Annotated in this window: 17 protein-coding genes and 1 pseudogene; 7 read left to right on the plus strand and 11 right to left on the minus strand. The window is 70.5% G+C overall.

Annotation, left to right across the window (positions count from 1 at the left end; genetic code table 11):
• Positions 1 to 983 (minus strand): MFS transporter (locus AB0E19_RS09690; RefSeq protein ID WP_362175929.1); only part of this gene is annotated, 983 nt, incomplete at its 3' end.
• A 98-nt stretch (positions 984 to 1,081) separates the two neighbouring features.
• Between AB0E19_RS09690 and AB0E19_RS09695 the strand changes: the two genes are divergently transcribed.
• Positions 1,082 to 1,534, plus strand: a complete 453-nt coding sequence (locus AB0E19_RS09695) for a helix-turn-helix domain-containing protein (RefSeq protein WP_362175932.1) — start codon at positions 1,082 to 1,084, stop codon at positions 1,532 to 1,534.
• A 611-nt stretch (positions 1,535 to 2,145) separates the two neighbouring features.
• Here the strand turns inward: AB0E19_RS09695 and AB0E19_RS09700 are convergent.
• The 4 genes from AB0E19_RS09700 to AB0E19_RS09715 form a co-directional block, all read right to left on the minus strand.
• Entirely contained in the window at positions 2,146 to 2,625 is a 480-nt protein-coding gene (locus tag AB0E19_RS09700) for a diadenosine tetraphosphate hydrolase (protein ID WP_362175935.1), read from the minus strand.
• Positions 2,626 to 2,742: 117 nt separating this feature from the next.
• Positions 2,743 to 3,180 (minus strand): hypothetical protein, encoded by a 438-nt coding sequence (locus tag AB0E19_RS09705; RefSeq protein WP_362175938.1) that lies wholly within the window; start codon positions 3,178 to 3,180, stop codon positions 2,743 to 2,745.
• A gap of 279 nt (positions 3,181 to 3,459) precedes the next feature.
• Positions 3,460 to 4,026, minus strand: a complete 567-nt coding sequence (locus tag AB0E19_RS09710) for a GNAT family N-acetyltransferase (protein ID WP_362175940.1) — start codon at positions 4,024 to 4,026, stop codon at positions 3,460 to 3,462.
• A gap of 74 nt (positions 4,027 to 4,100) precedes the next feature.
• Positions 4,101 to 5,051, minus strand: coding sequence for a MerR family transcriptional regulator (locus tag AB0E19_RS09715; protein WP_362175942.1), 951 nt, complete (start codon positions 5,049 to 5,051; stop codon positions 4,101 to 4,103).
• 532 nt (positions 5,052 to 5,583) lie between these two features.
• Between AB0E19_RS09715 and AB0E19_RS09720 the strand changes: the two genes are divergently transcribed.
• Both AB0E19_RS09720 and AB0E19_RS09725 read left to right on the plus strand, forming a co-directional pair.
• Positions 5,584 to 6,096 (plus strand): cupin domain-containing protein, encoded by a 513-nt coding sequence (locus tag AB0E19_RS09720; RefSeq protein ID WP_362175945.1) that lies wholly within the window; start codon positions 5,584 to 5,586, stop codon positions 6,094 to 6,096.
• Positions 6,093 to 6,494, plus strand: coding sequence for a VOC family protein (locus AB0E19_RS09725; RefSeq protein WP_362175948.1), 402 nt, complete (start codon positions 6,093 to 6,095; stop codon positions 6,492 to 6,494). The genes AB0E19_RS09720 and AB0E19_RS09725 overlap by 4 nt, the downstream gene beginning before the upstream one ends.
• Positions 6,495 to 6,687: 193 nt before the next feature.
• On the opposite strand, the gene AB0E19_RS09730 is transcribed toward AB0E19_RS09725, so the two are convergent.
• The 5 genes and pseudogenes from AB0E19_RS09730 to AB0E19_RS09750 all read right to left on the minus strand — a co-directional run bounded on the left by AB0E19_RS09730 (position 6,688) and on the right by AB0E19_RS09750 (position 10,593).
• Entirely contained in the window at positions 6,688 to 7,092 is a 405-nt protein-coding gene (locus AB0E19_RS09730; RefSeq protein WP_362175951.1) for a hypothetical protein, read from the minus strand.
• Between the two features lie 155 nt (positions 7,093 to 7,247).
• A pseudogene (locus AB0E19_RS09735) lies at positions 7,248 to 7,412 on the minus strand (HNH endonuclease); the annotation flags it as partial.
• A gap of 186 nt (positions 7,413 to 7,598) precedes the next feature.
• A complete protein-coding gene (locus AB0E19_RS09740) occupies positions 7,599 to 8,354 on the minus strand; it encodes a dienelactone hydrolase family protein (RefSeq protein WP_362175954.1) in 756 nt (251 codons plus the stop codon).
• A 122-nt stretch (positions 8,355 to 8,476) separates the two neighbouring features.
• Positions 8,477 to 8,998 (minus strand): redox-sensitive transcriptional activator SoxR, encoded by a 522-nt coding sequence (gene soxR, locus AB0E19_RS09745; protein WP_362175957.1) that lies wholly within the window; start codon positions 8,996 to 8,998, stop codon positions 8,477 to 8,479.
• An 89-nt stretch (positions 8,999 to 9,087) separates the two neighbouring features.
• A complete protein-coding gene (locus AB0E19_RS09750) occupies positions 9,088 to 10,593 on the minus strand; it encodes an MFS transporter (RefSeq protein ID WP_362175960.1) in 1,506 nt (501 codons plus the stop codon).
• A 50-nt stretch (positions 10,594 to 10,643) separates the two neighbouring features.
• On the opposite strand from AB0E19_RS09750, the gene AB0E19_RS09755 reads away from it, so the two are divergent.
• Complete coding sequence (locus AB0E19_RS09755) at positions 10,644 to 10,949, plus strand: Ku protein (protein ID WP_362175963.1); 306 nt, start codon at positions 10,644 to 10,646, stop codon at positions 10,947 to 10,949.
• Positions 10,950 to 11,707: 758 nt separating this feature from the next.
• On the opposite strand, the gene AB0E19_RS09760 is transcribed toward AB0E19_RS09755, so the two are convergent.
• Positions 11,708 to 12,106: a hypothetical protein gene (locus tag AB0E19_RS09760; RefSeq protein WP_362175966.1), complete on the minus strand. Its 399-nt coding sequence runs from the start codon at positions 12,104 to 12,106 to the stop codon at positions 11,708 to 11,710.
• 814 nt (positions 12,107 to 12,920) lie between these two features.
• Here AB0E19_RS09760 and AB0E19_RS09765 point away from each other — a divergent pair.
• The 3 genes from AB0E19_RS09765 to AB0E19_RS09775 all read left to right on the plus strand — a co-directional run bounded on the left by AB0E19_RS09765 (position 12,921) and on the right by AB0E19_RS09775 (position 15,337).
• Complete coding sequence (locus AB0E19_RS09765; protein ID WP_362176578.1) at positions 12,921 to 13,244, plus strand: hypothetical protein; 324 nt, start codon at positions 12,921 to 12,923, stop codon at positions 13,242 to 13,244.
• Between the two features lie 42 nt (positions 13,245 to 13,286).
• On the plus strand, positions 13,287 to 14,108 hold the full coding sequence (locus AB0E19_RS09770; protein ID WP_362175969.1) for a triphosphoribosyl-dephospho-CoA synthase: 822 nt from the start codon (positions 13,287 to 13,289) through the stop codon (positions 14,106 to 14,108).
• A gap of 152 nt (positions 14,109 to 14,260) precedes the next feature.
• Entirely contained in the window at positions 14,261 to 15,337 is a 1,077-nt protein-coding gene (locus AB0E19_RS09775; RefSeq protein WP_362175972.1) for a PP2C family protein-serine/threonine phosphatase, read from the plus strand.
• Positions 15,338 to 15,344 lie beyond the last annotated feature (7 nt).

Raw genomic sequence — 15,344 nt, forward strand, 5'->3', positions numbered from 1 at the left:
TGTGCCCAGAGCGAGGACCGTGTGAAGGCCAGCGGCACCCAGGAGGTGACGAGCAGCGCCAGACCGATGCCGGACGTCCGGCGGGACAGACCTCGGTCGTTCAGGCGGCCCGCGGCCTGCGCGGCGACGGCGCCTACGGCTCCCAGCAGGCCGAACGCCCCGATCGCCGTGTGGGAGAGCCGATACGGGGGCTCGCTGAGCGGCAGCGCGACGCTGCTCCACAGGGCACTGAACGCGGCGAAGATCAGCATGCCGAGCAGAGCCCGGATCCGGAGCAGCCGTTCCGTCGTGAAGAGCGTGACCGTCGAGCGCAGAAGACGGCCGTAGCGCAGTGACGCGGGTGCGGCGGCGGATCGCGGGAGGGCCCGGTGCAGGATCAGCGCGAGCAGGAGGGTGAGCAGAGCGGAGGCCAGGTACACCGCGCGCCATCCGGCGAGGTCGGCCATGAGGCCGGCGGCCGTGCGGGCGAGCAGGATCCCGATGACGACTCCACTGGTCACCACGCCGACGACCTGCCCGCGCCGGGCGGGGCCGGCGAGGGACGCGGCGAAGGCGACCAGTGTCTGCGTGACCACGGCGAGGAGCCCGACCGCGGCCATGCCCGCGAGGAGTACCGGGGCCGTGCGGGCGGTGGCCACGGCCAGGAGGGCTCCCACGAGGAGCAGCAGCTGGGCCGGGACGAGCCGTCCGCGCGCGATCACGTCCCCGAGTGGGACGAGAAGGAGGAGCCCTGCGCCGTATCCGATCTGAGTGAGGGTGACGACGCCGCCGACGAGCGACGGGGTCATCCCGAGGTCGTGTCCCATGGTCACGAGAAGCGGCTGGGCGAAGTAGACGTTGGCCACGGCCGATCCGCAGGTGAGGGCGAAGAGCGCGACCAGGCTCCTGGGCAGGACGGGATCCGAGGCGCCCGCATCCGGGTGACGGGCGCCGCCTCGTCGCGTACGTGACGTGTCGGCCTCGGCGCTGTGGTCATGGACCATTCCGTACCCCTCCCACCCTCTTCGGTTGCATCTTGCTACCAGGTCGGACGGTAATGCGTCTTGGTATCATGTTGCAACCAGAGAGGGGAGGGCCGGACATGGTGAAGAGGACGCGCTTCGACGCCAGCGACTGCCCTGTCGCGCGATCGGTCGACGCCATCGGCGATTGGTGGTCCCTGCTGATCGTGCGGGACGCCTTCGACGGAAGCCGACGCTTCGGGGAGTTCCAGCGCAGCCTCGGCGTGGCGAAGAACATCCTCACCGCACGCCTGCGCGGCCTGGTCGCCGGCGGTGTCCTGGAGACCGTGCCCGCGTCGGACGGCAGTGCCTACCGTGAATACGTACTGACCCCCAAGGGCGAGGCACTCTTCCCTGTCATCGTCGCGCTGCGACAGTGGGGCGAGGCGAACTCGTTCGCACCTGGAGAACCCCACTCCGAGCTGGTCGACCGCAGCCAGGGCCGCCGCCTGCGCCCCCTGACGGTCCTGGCCGAAGACGGAAGAGCCCTGGGTCCCGCCGACACGGTGGTGCACAAGCTCCCCGCCGACTGACGTCGATTCCATCGGGCCGCGCTGCATCGCTTTCCCACTGCTGGCGTCGGGGAGTCCGTCGATGCTGCCGGTACAGCCCCAGCTGCTCAGCCGGCGCTGGACGCCCTGGGCCTGCACCGTGATCAGGCCCAGGTTGTCGGTCGCGAGCGCGCCGAAGGCCTCGGCACCCACCGCCGGCACCTGGGCCGCAGAAGCGGACGCCGCACCTGGCCCAGACCACCGCCACCGAAGCGGCCCTGGCCGCACTCCCCGACGCAGCCGCCGAACTCGGCACCGATCCGGACGTCGCAGAGCAGCTGCGTACCGAGTACGAGACCGAACAAGTCCGCCTGTCCGGCCGCGAGGCAGTCCCATGACCGGCCCGCCGGTCCACCGGGGCCAGACAAGCATGGGCACGATGGAGCCAGTGACGACCTCGCTGTGAACGCCGAGCCCGGCATCCACGCGGCAAGGTCTCGCAGGCGCGGAACATACGCCAAGGACGTGCCACGGCTTGTGAGACAGACTCCCGTGCCTTCACCGTGAGGCAGCGTGAAAGCGGCTGGCCAGCTTCGGCTGACCGTCACGGATCGCCGAGCCCGCGGACCTGAAGGTCAGCACGCCCGCAACAGTCAGGTCATGGAGCGCAGTTGGTCCAGTTCACTGCCGATCGCGTCCCGCAGCAGGTCGTGCTGCGGACCGAGCCTGAACTGCTCGTCGCTCCACCGTTCACGCGGATAGAGCCACACCGGAGCACCCACCACGTCGGGCGGCTCCCACTCGAACCGCGGCCAGATATGCGCATGCAGGAACGGGTCCGTGTTCCCCAGGATCTCCAGGTTCACCCGGCGGAAAGCCGGGTCCAGCCGCCGACAGACACGCTCGACCGCTTCGCCGAGCCGGTCCATGTCAGACAGGAAACCCAGCCGTTTCGCCCTCGGCAGGTCCGACAGACGCTGCACATCCGGTTCGTCCACGAGCAGGACCGAGTAGCCCGGGAGGAACTGAACGTCGCCGATCACCGCGAACCCCGACGTCAGCCGTCGCAGCACGGTCGGGTTCTCGCCCCTCAGCGCAGTCCCGATCCGGTCCATCCGCCAGTCACCGGTCATGGCCGAAACCTCCATTCTGGTGATCGAGGACCGCTCCTCGACCCCACTGACGCAGGTCCGCGCGGGTGCTGCTCTCCGAACCATCCCTGCGGGTGCGGGAAGCAATCCAGGAGAGGGTCAGTCGGCTTCCGTGTCGACGTCGGTGTCGGATTCGACGGGCCGAGCCACGGTCTCGACGGTGACGAGAGACCTGCCGGATGTGCGTGCGGGGGTGTCCGTGTCATCGGGGGTGACCATGTACCAGACCGCGATATCGCCCTTGCCCGCAGCTTCGATGGAAGGCCACGGCACCTCGAACCCGGCCTCGCGCCGGTAGAGGTCGCTCACCGTCAGCTCGTACTCGACGTCCGGGACGGTGGCACCCTCGCCCCAGTACAGGCTGATCCTGTCGCCGACCCCTTGCCACTCCTCGTCCAGAGCGATGACCGCCTTGGGGGCGAGACCGTAGTCCTCCTGGACGAGCTTGTTCTTGTACTCCGAGATCGGCGCCCAGATCTCGGCGAGACTCAGGCCCGGGTCCGGCTCGACCACCGCGGCGTGCTGGGTCTGCGACATTCCCACTCCAATGAGTAGCTGCTGATCAACAACAGGTAACCACTACCCCGGGAGGCGAGCCCTTGCACGTACGCATCGTGGTGTCACACATGACGCACACTTCTTCCTCTGCGCTGAGAGCAGGGACTCGTCCTGTGGAGCCTGGAGCGCCCCGCGGGGCCATCCCCACGGGGCGTGTGGACCATCCCCGCGCAAGCGGGGAGCAGCTCTCCTCGGCGGCGGCCTCTCGCTCGTCCTGGGACCATCCCTCTCAGTCGATCCGCAGAAGCCGGGAGGGTCTCAGGCACTCGTGCGCCGTATGTGCAGGTGGCCGTCGCGGGGGAAGGAGGGCGGCGCCGCGGGCAGGACGCTGTCGAAGTCGTACCGGCTCTTCTGCGCAACCCGGCACGAGGCCTGGTTGTCCACCTGGTGCAGGAGTTCGAGACGCTCCAGCCCGTCTGCTTCGAAGGTGTCGAAGGCCCAGCTGGTGAGTGCCTCCAGAGCGCGCGGTGCCACTCCCCGCCCGCGAGCGTGCGCCGCGGTCCAATAGCCCACCTCGGCCGCCGGTTTGCCGGAGGCGACGTCCTTGAGGACCACGTTGCCCACCAACCGGGCGCGAACTGAACCGGGTTGTGCCTCCAGGACGGCGAAACCGAACCGGTCTCCCGTTGCCCAGCCCTGCTGCTGGGCCTGCACCCAGCGTGCCCCGTCGGCATCGTTGTCCACGGCAGAGCTCGCCCACCGGCGCAATGCCGGATCCCGGCTCAGCTCGACCAGTGCGGGTACATCCTCCATGCGCCAGGGGCGAAGAACGAGAGCGGGAGAGACCGGCGTCGCGGCCACCTGAAGTACGACGGGGGCATTCACCCACCCATGATGTGCGGGGGCGTTCTCACCCGGCGTCGGCCGTGTCCGTCCCACGCCGCCTTGCGGCCACCCCGTCATTGCTGTGTCCGGGCGCGCAGGGCCTGGACGGACCAGTCGAGCACCGGCGCCAGGCTCTCCGGGGCCGGCCAGCCGTTGACCACCGCGAGGAGCTGGAGGTATCGCTCCCTGCGGGGGTCGTTCACGCTCTCCAGCCGAGTGGCCAGCCGGCGGCGAAGCTCGACGTCGTCGGGGCGGCCGAGGAGGTGCGCGTAGTGCGCCGTGAACGCCGCGACGATCGGATCGGCCTGGGGCGAGGCCGGGTCGATGCCGGCGGCCAGGGCGGGCCCGGCCTGGTCACGGACGACTCCGGCGATGTCGCGGCGCGGGCCCCTCGTGTCGCTTCGGGCCTGCTCTGCCGCCTGCTCGGCTGCCTGCTCCTCGGTCATCCGCCGCAGCCTGGCGCGGAAATCCGGGTCCTGGGACATTTCGGCGAGCTCCACCCACGCCTGGACCTGCTCCGCCTCCGGGTTGTCGGGCAGCTCGGGGGTCATCGAGCGCATGACGCCCGCGAATGCGGGGGCGGCGTCGAGACCGCCGAAGACGGCGTCGAGGAAATCGCCGGTCAGACGTCGGCGTTCGTCCTCGGAAAGCTGGGCCAGTCGGTGCATGAGTTCCGTCTCCTCAGGTGTGGACCCGCGCTCGGCCACCGCCGTCAGCACCGCTCGCCGCAAGCGCAGGACGCGGATCTGCACTGCCAGTGCTTCGGCGTGCGCCGCGGCGACCTCGGGAAGCGAGAGCTCGCGGTCCACGACCTTGCGGATCGTGGGAAGGTCCAGTCCCAGCTCGCGCAGGGTCCGCACGAGGTCCAGGCGTGCGACGGCGTCGATGTCGTAGAGGCGGTAGCCGGCCGGGCTGCGGTCCGTCGGCGCCACGATCCCGCGATCGGAGTAGAACCGAATGGTCTTGACCGTGAGGCCGGTCCGCCGAGCGAGTTCGCCGATCGAGTAGAGCGTGTCACCGTCCATGCCCCCACCTTTACGTCTCCCCCTACGGGAGACTCAAGCCCCTACGTCTGCCGGCACCCGACCACGCCCCCGGCTGCACGTCCTGACGATTCCCCTCGTGCGGGTGGTACTCACCGCGTCCGACTCCACCGTCGTAAGCGGTCCGCCGGCCGACCGGGAACTGGGCGCGGAGCCGGAACAGGAGTGGGAGGGCAGCGCCCGCAAAGCACGGATTCCGGCCCGGATGCGCAGATGCCCCCGGACACGGCGCGGGTGGCGACCGACGGACGGACCGCGGTCGACACGACATAGCGCGCGAGCTCGTACGTGCCACCGGATGGCTGGCGAGCGCCTCCGGGGAGGTTCCTCGCCACCCAGAGGAGATTCACCAGCGATGATCCGCCGCCCTCTGCCCAGTCGGGGTGAGACGGGCTGGTCATGAGGCCGGGTCCGGACTACGGACGGGCCTGGTGAACGAGGCGGCTGCTCACGACGAGGGTGCTCCGCAGACGTCGGTGGTGCTCGTGTCGTACTGATCGGTAAGGTTCCGATCATGACTTTGGATCATGGCCTGAACGGCGACATCGCTACGCCGGTACTCACCCGCGGTGGCGAGGCTGAGACCTGCGCCGACCCCAGTGCCGTGATGGCGCTGTTTGCCGATTCGGCGCAGACTGGCGGCGCGTTCACCAGCTACCGCTCGACGTTCGCCGAGGGTGCGAACGGCGCGCCAGCCCACTTCCACACGCGCGCCTGGGAGTTGTTCTTCGTGCTGAGCGGCTCGCTGCAGGTGTTGCTGGGCGAGGAAGTGACCATCCTGCACCAGGGTGACTTCCTCGCCGTTCCGCCGGGCACTCCACACGCCTTCCGTGCCGCCCCGGGCTCGGGCGCCGACGTCCTGTGCGTCTTCACGCCGGGCATGGACCGCTTCGACTACTTGCGGCTGCTGGGGCAGGTCACCCGCGGTGAGGAGCCCCCGAGCCGACTCGCCGAGACTTCGGAGCGCTTCGACAACCACTACGTCGACAGCCCGGTCTGGCGCGCGACCCTGGAGGCCTCAGCGTGATCACCCCGGACACCCGCGTCCGGATCGCCCGCCCCTCCCGGAACCTTGCGGCCGCCGAGCGCTTCTACGTCGAGGGCCTCGGGCTCGACGTTCTGTGGCGCACCACCGAGCGTGTCTCCGGCGAGCATGATCTGGTGATGCTCGGACTCCCGGGCGGCTCCTGGCATTTCGAGCTCACGCACGACCCCGAGCGGCCCCTGGAGCCTGCACCCACGGTGGACGACCTCTTCGTCCTCTATCTCGGTGCCGCGGTCGATGACGCCCTCGTCGACCGCCTCGTCTCCGCGGGCGGCACCCGCGCCGCCGCGCACAATCCCTACTGGGACGAGCACGGCGTCACCGTTGCGGATCCTGACGGCTACCGCCTGGTGCTCTGCTCACGTTCCTGGAGCGCATGAAGTCCGACGCCGCCGACAGGCCGGGCCACGGTCATGGACGGGGATCGGTGAACAAGCCCGGCTCGGGCTCGGCGAGGATGCGGCGGTCGACCGGCCGCTTGAGTTCCAGTCGAGCGTGTCCCGCAGGAGCAGGGAGCGGCCAGGACGGACACCGATGTCCGGCTCAGCCTCGCCCGGCGGTCGCACCGCGCCTTCAGGAGGCACCCGTGCCCGTGCTGCTCCCCGTCGCGGTCGAGACGTAGCAGCCCTTGTGATCCGAAGGGGTGCCCGGGTGGTCGTTCCTGTAGAGCTGGAAGCCGGATCTTCTCGGATCGTTCAAGTACGCGGCATCGTCGAAGGACACGTAGACGCAGAAGGGGTACGCCTCGGGCGGGCCTCCCTCGGACCGGTGGACCAGCAGTGCGCCTTCGTACCGGCCGCTGGAGATGGCCCAGTCCCAGATAGAGAACAGCGCCACGGGCCGCTGCGGCCGGCTACGACTGATCACCATGAGGGTGGGATCGCCGACGACCACGTAGTCGAGGGCGTTGCTCTTCTCCCCGTACTCCCACTTGCCCAGCTCGTGACAGAGGGCTGGGACCGCTCCCTGCGGGCCCACGTCGCGGTGGCCCGGCGCCGCCTGGGCCTGTAACCCGCCTTCGCGTGAACGCGCGGGACGCAGCCCGCCGACCGGTCCGGCGCCCGTCCGGTACCGAACTCATACGCAACCGGCGGACGGCCTGTCGATCACCCACTGATCAAGCCGCGTCAAGGAGCGTCGGGCAGCGGCGGCGGCTCGCGGTCAGCCCTCGCCTGACGCACGCGGTCGGTGACCACGCCGAGCGAGACCGTCGCGTCCTGGTCGTTCGCGTACGCCTCCCGACACCGCGCGGTCCAGGCGCTCGCGCCGGAATCCCACGACCCGGCGAGCGGCACGACGCGCTAGCCCTACCTCTCCAGTAGTGGGCCTTTGCCACGCTGACGGCGCTGAACACGATGCCAGGCCGGGAGGCGCCGGCCCCGGCGATCGGTGAGCATCGTCGCCAAGGACCGGGCGTGTGGGGCGAGGGCGTCGAGGTGCGGGAGCTGCCGGGCGCCCGGTAGGACGGCAGAGAGGCCGAGAGGTCACCTGCTGGTCAGCGAGCCGGCGAGGAACGGCACCAGATGTTGCCAGTGGCGCTGGAGTCCCGAGGGCCTGAAGGCGGCTGTGTCGGCCATGGTGAATCCGTGGACGGTGTCCGGGTAGACCTCGGCGGAGTAGCGGACATCGGCGGCGTCGAGGGTCTTGTTCAGCTCGGCGACGGCCTCGGGGGGCATGGAGTCGTCGTGTTCGGCCAGTCCGAAGAGGAGTTCGGCTTTCAGTTGCGGGGCGAGCAGATGCGGGCTGTCGGGGGCGTCGGTGACCAGGGGGCCGGGGTGGAAGCAGGCCGTGGCGGCCACCTGGCCCGGGCGGGCCGCCGCCGCGCGGATGGCCAGGACGGCGCCCGTGCAGTAGCCGACGGCCCCGGCCGGGCCAGGGCGGACCTCGGGCTGGGCGGCGAGGAAGTCCAGGTAGGCGCCGGCATCGCGGACCGCGCGCTCGACGGTCAGTTCGTCCAGCAGCGGCATGAGACGGGCGAAGAAGGCATCGCGGGCCTCGGCGGTGCTCAGGTCGGGTACGTCGATCACGGGGGCGGGGCCATGACGGTAGAAGATGTTCGGGGCCAGGACGTAGTAGCCCTCGGCGGCCAGCTTCTGGGCCATCTCGTAGATCACCGGCCGCAGCCCGATGGCGTCCGTGTACAGCAGGACCCCCGGGTGGCGCTCGACGTCGTCGGGGAAGGCGGCGAAGGCGTCGGCCGTACCGTCGGGGGTGGGGATCTCGACTGTCCTGGTGCGCATGGGTACTGCTCCTATCGGGTTTCCTGGGTGTGGAGGCTCGCCGGGCAGGGGCGGCCAGGTCTTGGGTCCGCGACGGCCGGCGCCGCGGGCGGGAAGCCTTCCGGCAGATGGTTGCGGAGGGGTCATTCCCGAGTGGCGGGCGGCCGGTCGCCGCGGGATGGGCGGGGGTGTGCCGGCGGGTCCAGGAACCGGTCGACCAGCAGGCGGCGGGGCCCCGGCCCTGCCTGGCCGAGCTGGTCCTTGGGGTTGGCCACCACGCAGCGGTCCAGCGACAGGCAGCCGCAGCCGATGCAGTCGTCGAGCCGATCGCGCAGCCGGGTGAGCTGCTCGATGCGTGCGTCGAGATCGTCCCGCCAGCTCCTCGACAGCTCCTCCCAGTCGTCCTGGGTGGGGGTGTGCCCTTCAGGCAGGCGTGCGAGCGCCTCCTGGACCTCTCGCAGCGAGATCCCGACGCTCTGCGCGACCCGGACGAGCGCGACCTGCCGCAGTGTCGACCGGGGGTAGCGGCGCTGGTTGCCGTAGGTGCGGCGGCTGTGGATCAGGCCCATCGATTCGTAGAAGCGCAGTGCGCTGGTGGCGACGCCGCTGCGTTCGGCCAGCTCACCGACAGTGAGTTCTTTGGCGTTGTAGGGCGGCACCTCCATGGTTCCACCGTAATCCGGACTTCGACATTCCTTGAGGTTTCCGGGGCCGGTGCAGTGAACCGCCCCGCCGGCATCCTGCGGGCGCCGGCTCACCGCCCCGACCGGGAGAGCACCGCGGCGCTGCGCCGCTCCAGGCAGGCGGCGATACCGGCCAGGGCCGCAACGGCGGCGAGGGCGAACAGGACATGGTGCGCCGAGCGGGCCATCGAGGGCGCACCGAAGTTGACGAGGACACCGGCGAGGGCTGCGCCGAAGGAGAAGGCGAACAGTCCGATGGTGTTCATGGCCGCGGACGCCTTGGCAGCCTCCCGGGGATCTGTCGTGCTGCCCATCACGGCCGTCGACAGATGCGGCATGGCCATGCCGATGCCGGAACCGGCCACGAGGTAGGCCGCGGCCCAGGCGGCCACCGTGAGCGGGGAGGCGTTCTCGCGCTGGAGCAGACCGGTGACGGCCAGACCGGCGGCCAGGACGAAGGGGCCGGCCAGGCTCAGGCGGGCGAGTACCGACGGGCGGGCACCGGAGACCGCGACCTGGGTCAGGGCCCAGCCGACGGGCAGCGTGGTGCCGAGGAATCCTGCGGCCACCGGTGGCAGGCCGCCGAGCCGCTGGCCGAACAGCGAGATGAACGCCTCCACCGAGGCGGCGGCTGTGAGGAGGACCCGGGTGAGGTAGAGCCACCGGAGCGTCGAGCGGGGCGAGTAGGTCAGCGCGGGCAGCACCCGGGCCCGGGCGGCCGGGCGGCGCTCGCTCAGGACGAAGACCGTGACCAGGACGAACGCGGCGGCGATGGCCGCGACGGTGAGTCCGGGTTCCGACAGGACGCCTGCCGTGCTGATGAGCGTCGCCGTCGCGGTCAGCAGCAGCAACGAGATCATCGGAAGAGGACTGACGTCCTGGGCCTGGCGGCCGGGGGGAACGGCCCGCGCCACGAGCGGGACCAGCGGCAGCGTCAGGACCATCACCACGGCGAAGGCAAGGCGCCAGGCGCCGAGCTGGGCGAACAGTCCGCCGATCGCGGGGCCGACGAAGAACCCGACCGCCATCATCGCCGACACCAGGCCGGTGCCCCGTGCCCACAGACGCTCGGGCAGCACCGACTGGACGGTGACGTAGCTGAGCCCGGCCAGCAGGCCGGCCCCGAACCCCTGGAGCACGCGTCCGGCCAGCAGTACCTCCATCGTGGGGGTCATGGCGGCGATGCCCGTACCGGCAGCGAACGCCGCGATGCCGATCCGGAATCCGCCCCGCTGCCCGCGCAGGGACAGGGTCCGGCTGACCAGCAGGGCGGCGATCACCGAGGCGATCATGAAGGCGGTCGTGGTCCAGGCATAGAAGCGTTCGCCGCCGATGTCCTCGATGGCCGTCGGCAGCAGGCTGGTGGTCACCCAGGTGCTCGCGCCGTCCAGCAGCATCACGCCCGCGATCAGCAGCGCGGTCGCCCGGTGATCAGGGCCGAAGAGTTCCCTCCAGCTGCCGGGCGAGCCGCTACGCGCGGACACGGAGTCGGTGGTCTCGGTGGTCTCGGTGGTCTCGGTGGTCTCGGTGGTCTCGGTGGTCTCGGTGGTCTCGGTGGGTTCAGTCGGTATTGCCACCCCGGAACCAAACAACTTCAAGAGCTCTTGAAGTCAAACCGGGACGGGCTGTGCCTCTGCCTCTCAGGTTCCGCAAGATCTGCGACCTCGGCAGCCGGAAGCTCAGAGAGGACGAGACCGGCCGCGCCTACGAGGTCAGCCGGGACCACCTCGTCCCCGTCACCGACGCACACCTCAAGCAGATGCCGCCGTCTACCGCCCGGGGCGTCGAGTTCGTCGCCTTCGTCCCGGCCGGGACCATCACGCCCCAGCCGTACGGGGCCGGCGACTCCTACCTACGTGCCGAGGGCGACATCGGATTCAAACCGCACCTCAGGGCGCAGAAGGCGGCGACGCGACAGCCGAGGTCCGCGTAGTCCCTGTTCGGCCCAGGCCGAGCTCCGTCTCAGACATGGGCGTGTGGGTGGCGGCCTTCAGGTCGGCGAGGAGTCCGCACGCTGCTCGGGCTCTGTCCAGCAGTGCGCCGTCCGTGAATGATCATCTGATGGACTCGGGCCCCTGTCCAGGCGTGGCGGAATGGCGGTCGGCGCCACGTCGAGTGAGCGAGGTGGAGCTGATCGTCCGGCGTTCAAGATCGCCGAATGCCCCTCCGTGTCGTCAGGCGGGGTCCGGCCACACTCGGATGTCGTAGGACTCCACGGCGCCTTGCCCCGCCGGTCCCGAACGCCACACCCTCACCCCGTACGATCCGTCATCCTCCAGAACGAGCACCGGGCCAGGCTCCCGCCCCTCGACGTTGACCAGGCGCAGCTCGCGGCCCTCCGTCACGATCGAGGACGATCCCAGCAGAACGCCTGCCCGTCGGGCGGCGCTGCAGCCCACAGCGACAGGGCGACCTCCACGTGACAAACCGGGCTTCTCGTCGGAACCCCTACAGCCTCACCGTTGCCGGCGACGGAGTCCCCCACCGGGATCGCGGTCGAGACATCCACGGAACGGCCGGCCGCAGCCGGCGTCAGCCAGAACTCGCCGTACGACACCCCAAGACCGTCGCACACCACGTCCAACGGCCCATCACCCGGGACCACGCCGTCCTCCACCCCTGCCCCCTCTCCCCTACCGCAGGCCCTGGCCCTGGCCCTCCACGGGGCGCCGTCGCCCGCGCCCGGTTCCGTCAGTTGGAGGACGTGGCGTCCTCGGCCGCCCGGACCTTCTTGACGCAGGCATCGTCATAGGCGTTCAGACTGAGCGTTCGGTTGTCGGAGAACAGGCGGTACTCCATGACTACGGTCCAGCCACGCTTCTTGAACACCGCCCCCACCACGTCGACCGTGCCGTCCGGCGCCTTTCGCTCATTGCGCTTCTTGGCCTCTGTCCACCCACGGCCGGTCAACGCGGCCGCCAGGGCGTTGGTCCGGTCCACGTCCAGCGTGGAGGCGGCTGTGTCGAACCCCTTGTACGTGACGAAGCAGGCAGCCAGCGGGTACGCGGACGAATCCGGCAACGAGACCGCTTCCGGATCGCTCGGCGGCGCCCCGATGTCCCTGGTCACGCCGTCGAGCACCAGGCGCATCGTGGCCTTGGTGATCGGACCGGAGTCTTCCGGCCTCGGCGTAGCCGGGGCGGAGGGAACCGCGGACGTCCCACTCACATCCCGATCGACACCATCGCCCCCGCAACCGGCCACTCCGATCGTCACTGCCGCCAGAGAGACGACAGCCCACCCCACCCTGTTCACACCCATCCCCTTCAGTGCACGGGAGACGAACGCCCCCACGATCAGGGATGGAGTGTGACACGAGGCGCCGACAACCCAGGCTCGGCAGTACGTTTTCCGGTGGACCGCGGAACATCGCAACCGGGAGCGGCGCCACTCGACCATCGGCTCCATCACGCGGCACCAGGCGGGGGTGCGCTGCCATCAACGGCTGGATCATGGGGTCACTTCACGGACCCCGAAGGACACCGGCGCCACCTCCTAGCTGGTACGCCTGACGGAGTCGGGCACGACCGTCACCGCCTGAACGCCCGTCGCCACCACCGGGTCAGCCGCACCGGACTCCCCGGTCCGGCGGCCTACCGACTGGAGGTGAAGGCGGTGGACACCGCCGGAAACCAGTCCCCCGCGGGCGCCGCCACCGCCCTGTGGGGACCGAACCACGTCACGGTGTCACCTTCACCGACATCCCCGGCACCACGGCCTCCGGCATCGGTCCCGTCGGCTCGGCCCTGAACACGGTGCCGACCCGCTTCACCCCCCCTTCACCTCACGCTACGTCCGCCTCGCCGTCACCGGTACGAGCGGGGTCGTCAACGTCAACGTCAACGAGTTCGAGCTCGACGCCGACGAGCCGGCCGGCACCCCCGACCGTGACGCCCGCTCCACCATCGAGGCGGAGACCTTCGGCGCCAGGAACGGCACGGTCCAGGCCGAGCCCTGCGTCGAGGGCGGCCAGAACCTCGGCTCCATCGCCGACGGCAACTGGACCAAGTACGGGGCTGTCGGCTTCGGAACCGGAATCAGCAGCGTGCACCTGCGCGCCGCCACCCGCCGCCGCCACCCGGCGGCAAGGCCGAGATCGGCCACCCCTGACCGCCCGGCACCGGCCGCCCTCGTGCGGCCGGTGTCGACGCGTCGATGGTGGTCGCACATACGGAGTCAATTGCACAAAGGACCTTCGACTCTGAAGACTTTCTTATTGAATTCTTAGGGTGGAGAGTGACACAGCCCACCTCTCGGGAACGGAGTCCTCATGCTGCCGCCGCTACTGTCCGCCGAAACCTCCGACGACACGGCGGCCGGCCAGGATCCCGAGCGCGCCCTCCAGGATCCGGGGCGTGCCGACCAGGATCCGAGGCGTGCCGACCAGGCCCTGTCGGTACTGGTCGAGGTCGCGGGCCTGGCGCCGTGGCACCGCGGAAACGGGATCGAACCCGTCAGGGCCTGTGAGCAGCGGCTCCGCGAACTCTTCCGGCGGGCCACCGCCGCGCGCCGCGAAGGACCCGGAGTGCTGGAGCAGGTACGCCGCGAGGGCCGGCGGCTCCTGGTCGGGCACTCGGCCCCGGAGAGCCTGGAGGAGACCTTCCGGGCCCTGACCGTCCTACTGGGCACCGGCAGCCGGGCGTCCGATTCCCCCGAGGCCGTGTGCCGGGCCGCGGACGACCTCGACGCGCTCCTGCGCACACCCTCTCGCGGCGGGGAGGCCGGCTTCTTCTCCTTCTCCCTCGCCTCCGAGATCGGTCTGCCCGCCCTGAGGGCCGGAAGGGCGGCGGGACGGAGCGAAACCGGCGCCCGGATCGACGCGCTGCTGGCACTGGTGGCCGGAATGGGTGACGAACGAGTTCACCACGCGTACGGAGCACTCGCGGTCCGCATGCTCCGTCAGGACGCCCGCACCGTCCTGGCCGTCGGGGGCAGCGACACGCACGCGGGGCGGCGACTCCTCGCGGACATGGACCGGAGCATCGGCTTCTACGGAATCCAGCCGATGTCCGGCACAGCCGCCCTCGCCACCGTCCTCTTCCTCGAACGGACCACCCGCCCCTCCTCCCCCGCCGACGGCGGCACACCGTGAACACCACACCGGAATGCGGCATCTCGCCCTACGCCCGGCACCGGTTCGTCCGGCAGGTCACCCCACGGCTTCCTACAGTCAGGCACATGCGAAGACGAGAGCCATCCGTCGAACACTCGCCGCGCGTCCCGGGCCGTCTGCTTGCTCGCGTCATGCCCTGGGCGGTGTGGTCGACGGCCGTCGTCATCGCGTTCACGACCGACCGCGAGCTCTCCGCGGGCCCCCTCCTGGCTGCCCTCCCCGCCATCGCCGCCATCTGCCACCGCTGGCCGGGAATCCTCGGATTCGGTGTCCTGGCCCTCACCACCCAGACCGCTCTGCGCTGGGGCATGCACCCACTCGGCAGGACCGGCTTCCCGATGGTCACCGCGTCGATCGTCCTCGTCACCGCGACCTGTCTCGCCGCGGCACTCGCCCGCGAGCGCGGCGAGCGGACCGTGAACCATCTGCGCGACCTGGCGCGCGGAGTCCAGGAAGCCATCCTGCGCCCCCTGCCGCGGACCCTCTGCGGGTACCGGCTGTCCGCGCTGTACCGTGCCGCCGACACCGAGGCCCTCGTCGGCGGGGACTTCTACGAGGCGATCACCACGCCCTGGGGCCTGAGGATCGCCGTCGGCGACGTCGCCGGCAAGGGCCTGCCCGCCGTCGACGCCACCGTCACCCTGCTGGGCGCCTTCCGCGAGGCCGCGTGCGCCGAGCGCGACCTCGGTGCCGTCGCCCACCGCATGGACGCGTCCCTCCGCCGCCGCCAGCAATCCACGGGAGACGACCGGCACGCCACCGTCCTGCTGATCGAGGCGGGCACGCACGGCGACTGCGCCTTCGTGAACTGCGGTCATGTCCTGCCGATCCTGATGTCGGACGGCACGGCAACCGAGATCCCCCTCCCGCCGGGACTCCCCCTGGGCATGCTGGACCTCGACGGGAGCAGCCGCCCCGCCACCTTCCGCCATCCCTTCCCGCCCAAGAGCCGGATCGTGGTGGTCAGCGACGGCGTCACCGAAGCCCGCGACGCCACAGGCACCTTCTACGACCTCGCCAAGGCCCTGCCCCTGCTCAACGGCTACTCGACGACCGGACTCACCCACGCCGTCCTGAGGCTCCTCACCCACCACACCTCCGGAACGCTCCAGGACGACACCACCATCGTGGCCATCACCCGCCAAGCGACCAACCGCCCGCAACCCTCACCCTTCGCCGCAGTGGGGACGGTCGATCGTTCGGTGTGACTCCCGA

The sequence above is a fragment of the Streptomyces sp. NPDC047974 genome, from assembly GCF_040653375.1.
Lineage (GTDB): Bacteria > Actinomycetota > Actinomycetes > Streptomycetales > Streptomycetaceae > Streptomyces.

Excerpts from the sequence above, each read along its gene's own strand:
- AB0E19_RS09700 (WP_362175935.1), bottom strand. The coding sequence starts at position 2,625 with ATGACCGGTGACTGGCGGATGGACCGGATCGGGACTGCGCTGAGGGGC.
- AB0E19_RS09715 (WP_362175942.1), bottom strand. The coding sequence starts at position 5,051 with ATGGACGGTGACACGCTCTACTCGATCGGCGAACTCGCTCGGCGGACC.
- AB0E19_RS09720 (WP_362175945.1), top strand. The coding sequence starts at position 5,584 with ATGACTTTGGATCATGGCCTGAACGGCGACATCGCTACGCCGGTACTC.
- AB0E19_RS09695 (WP_362175932.1), top strand. The coding sequence starts at position 1,082 with ATGGTGAAGAGGACGCGCTTCGACGCCAGCGACTGCCCTGTCGCGCGA.
- AB0E19_RS09705 (WP_362175938.1), bottom strand. The coding sequence starts at position 3,180 with ATGTCGCAGACCCAGCACGCCGCGGTGGTCGAGCCGGACCCGGGCCTG.
- AB0E19_RS09775 (WP_362175972.1), top strand. The coding sequence starts at position 14,261 with ATGCCCTGGGCGGTGTGGTCGACGGCCGTCGTCATCGCGTTCACGACC.
- AB0E19_RS09770 (WP_362175969.1), top strand. The coding sequence starts at position 13,287 with ATGCTGCCGCCGCTACTGTCCGCCGAAACCTCCGACGACACGGCGGCC.
- AB0E19_RS09740 (WP_362175954.1), bottom strand. The coding sequence starts at position 8,354 with ATGCGCACCAGGACAGTCGAGATCCCCACCCCCGACGGTACGGCCGAC.
- AB0E19_RS09760 (WP_362175966.1), bottom strand. The coding sequence starts at position 12,106 with ATGCGCCTGGTGCTCGACGGCGTGACCAGGGACATCGGGGCGCCGCCG.
- soxR (WP_362175957.1), bottom strand. The coding sequence starts at position 8,998 with ATGGAGGTGCCGCCCTACAACGCCAAAGAACTCACTGTCGGTGAGCTG.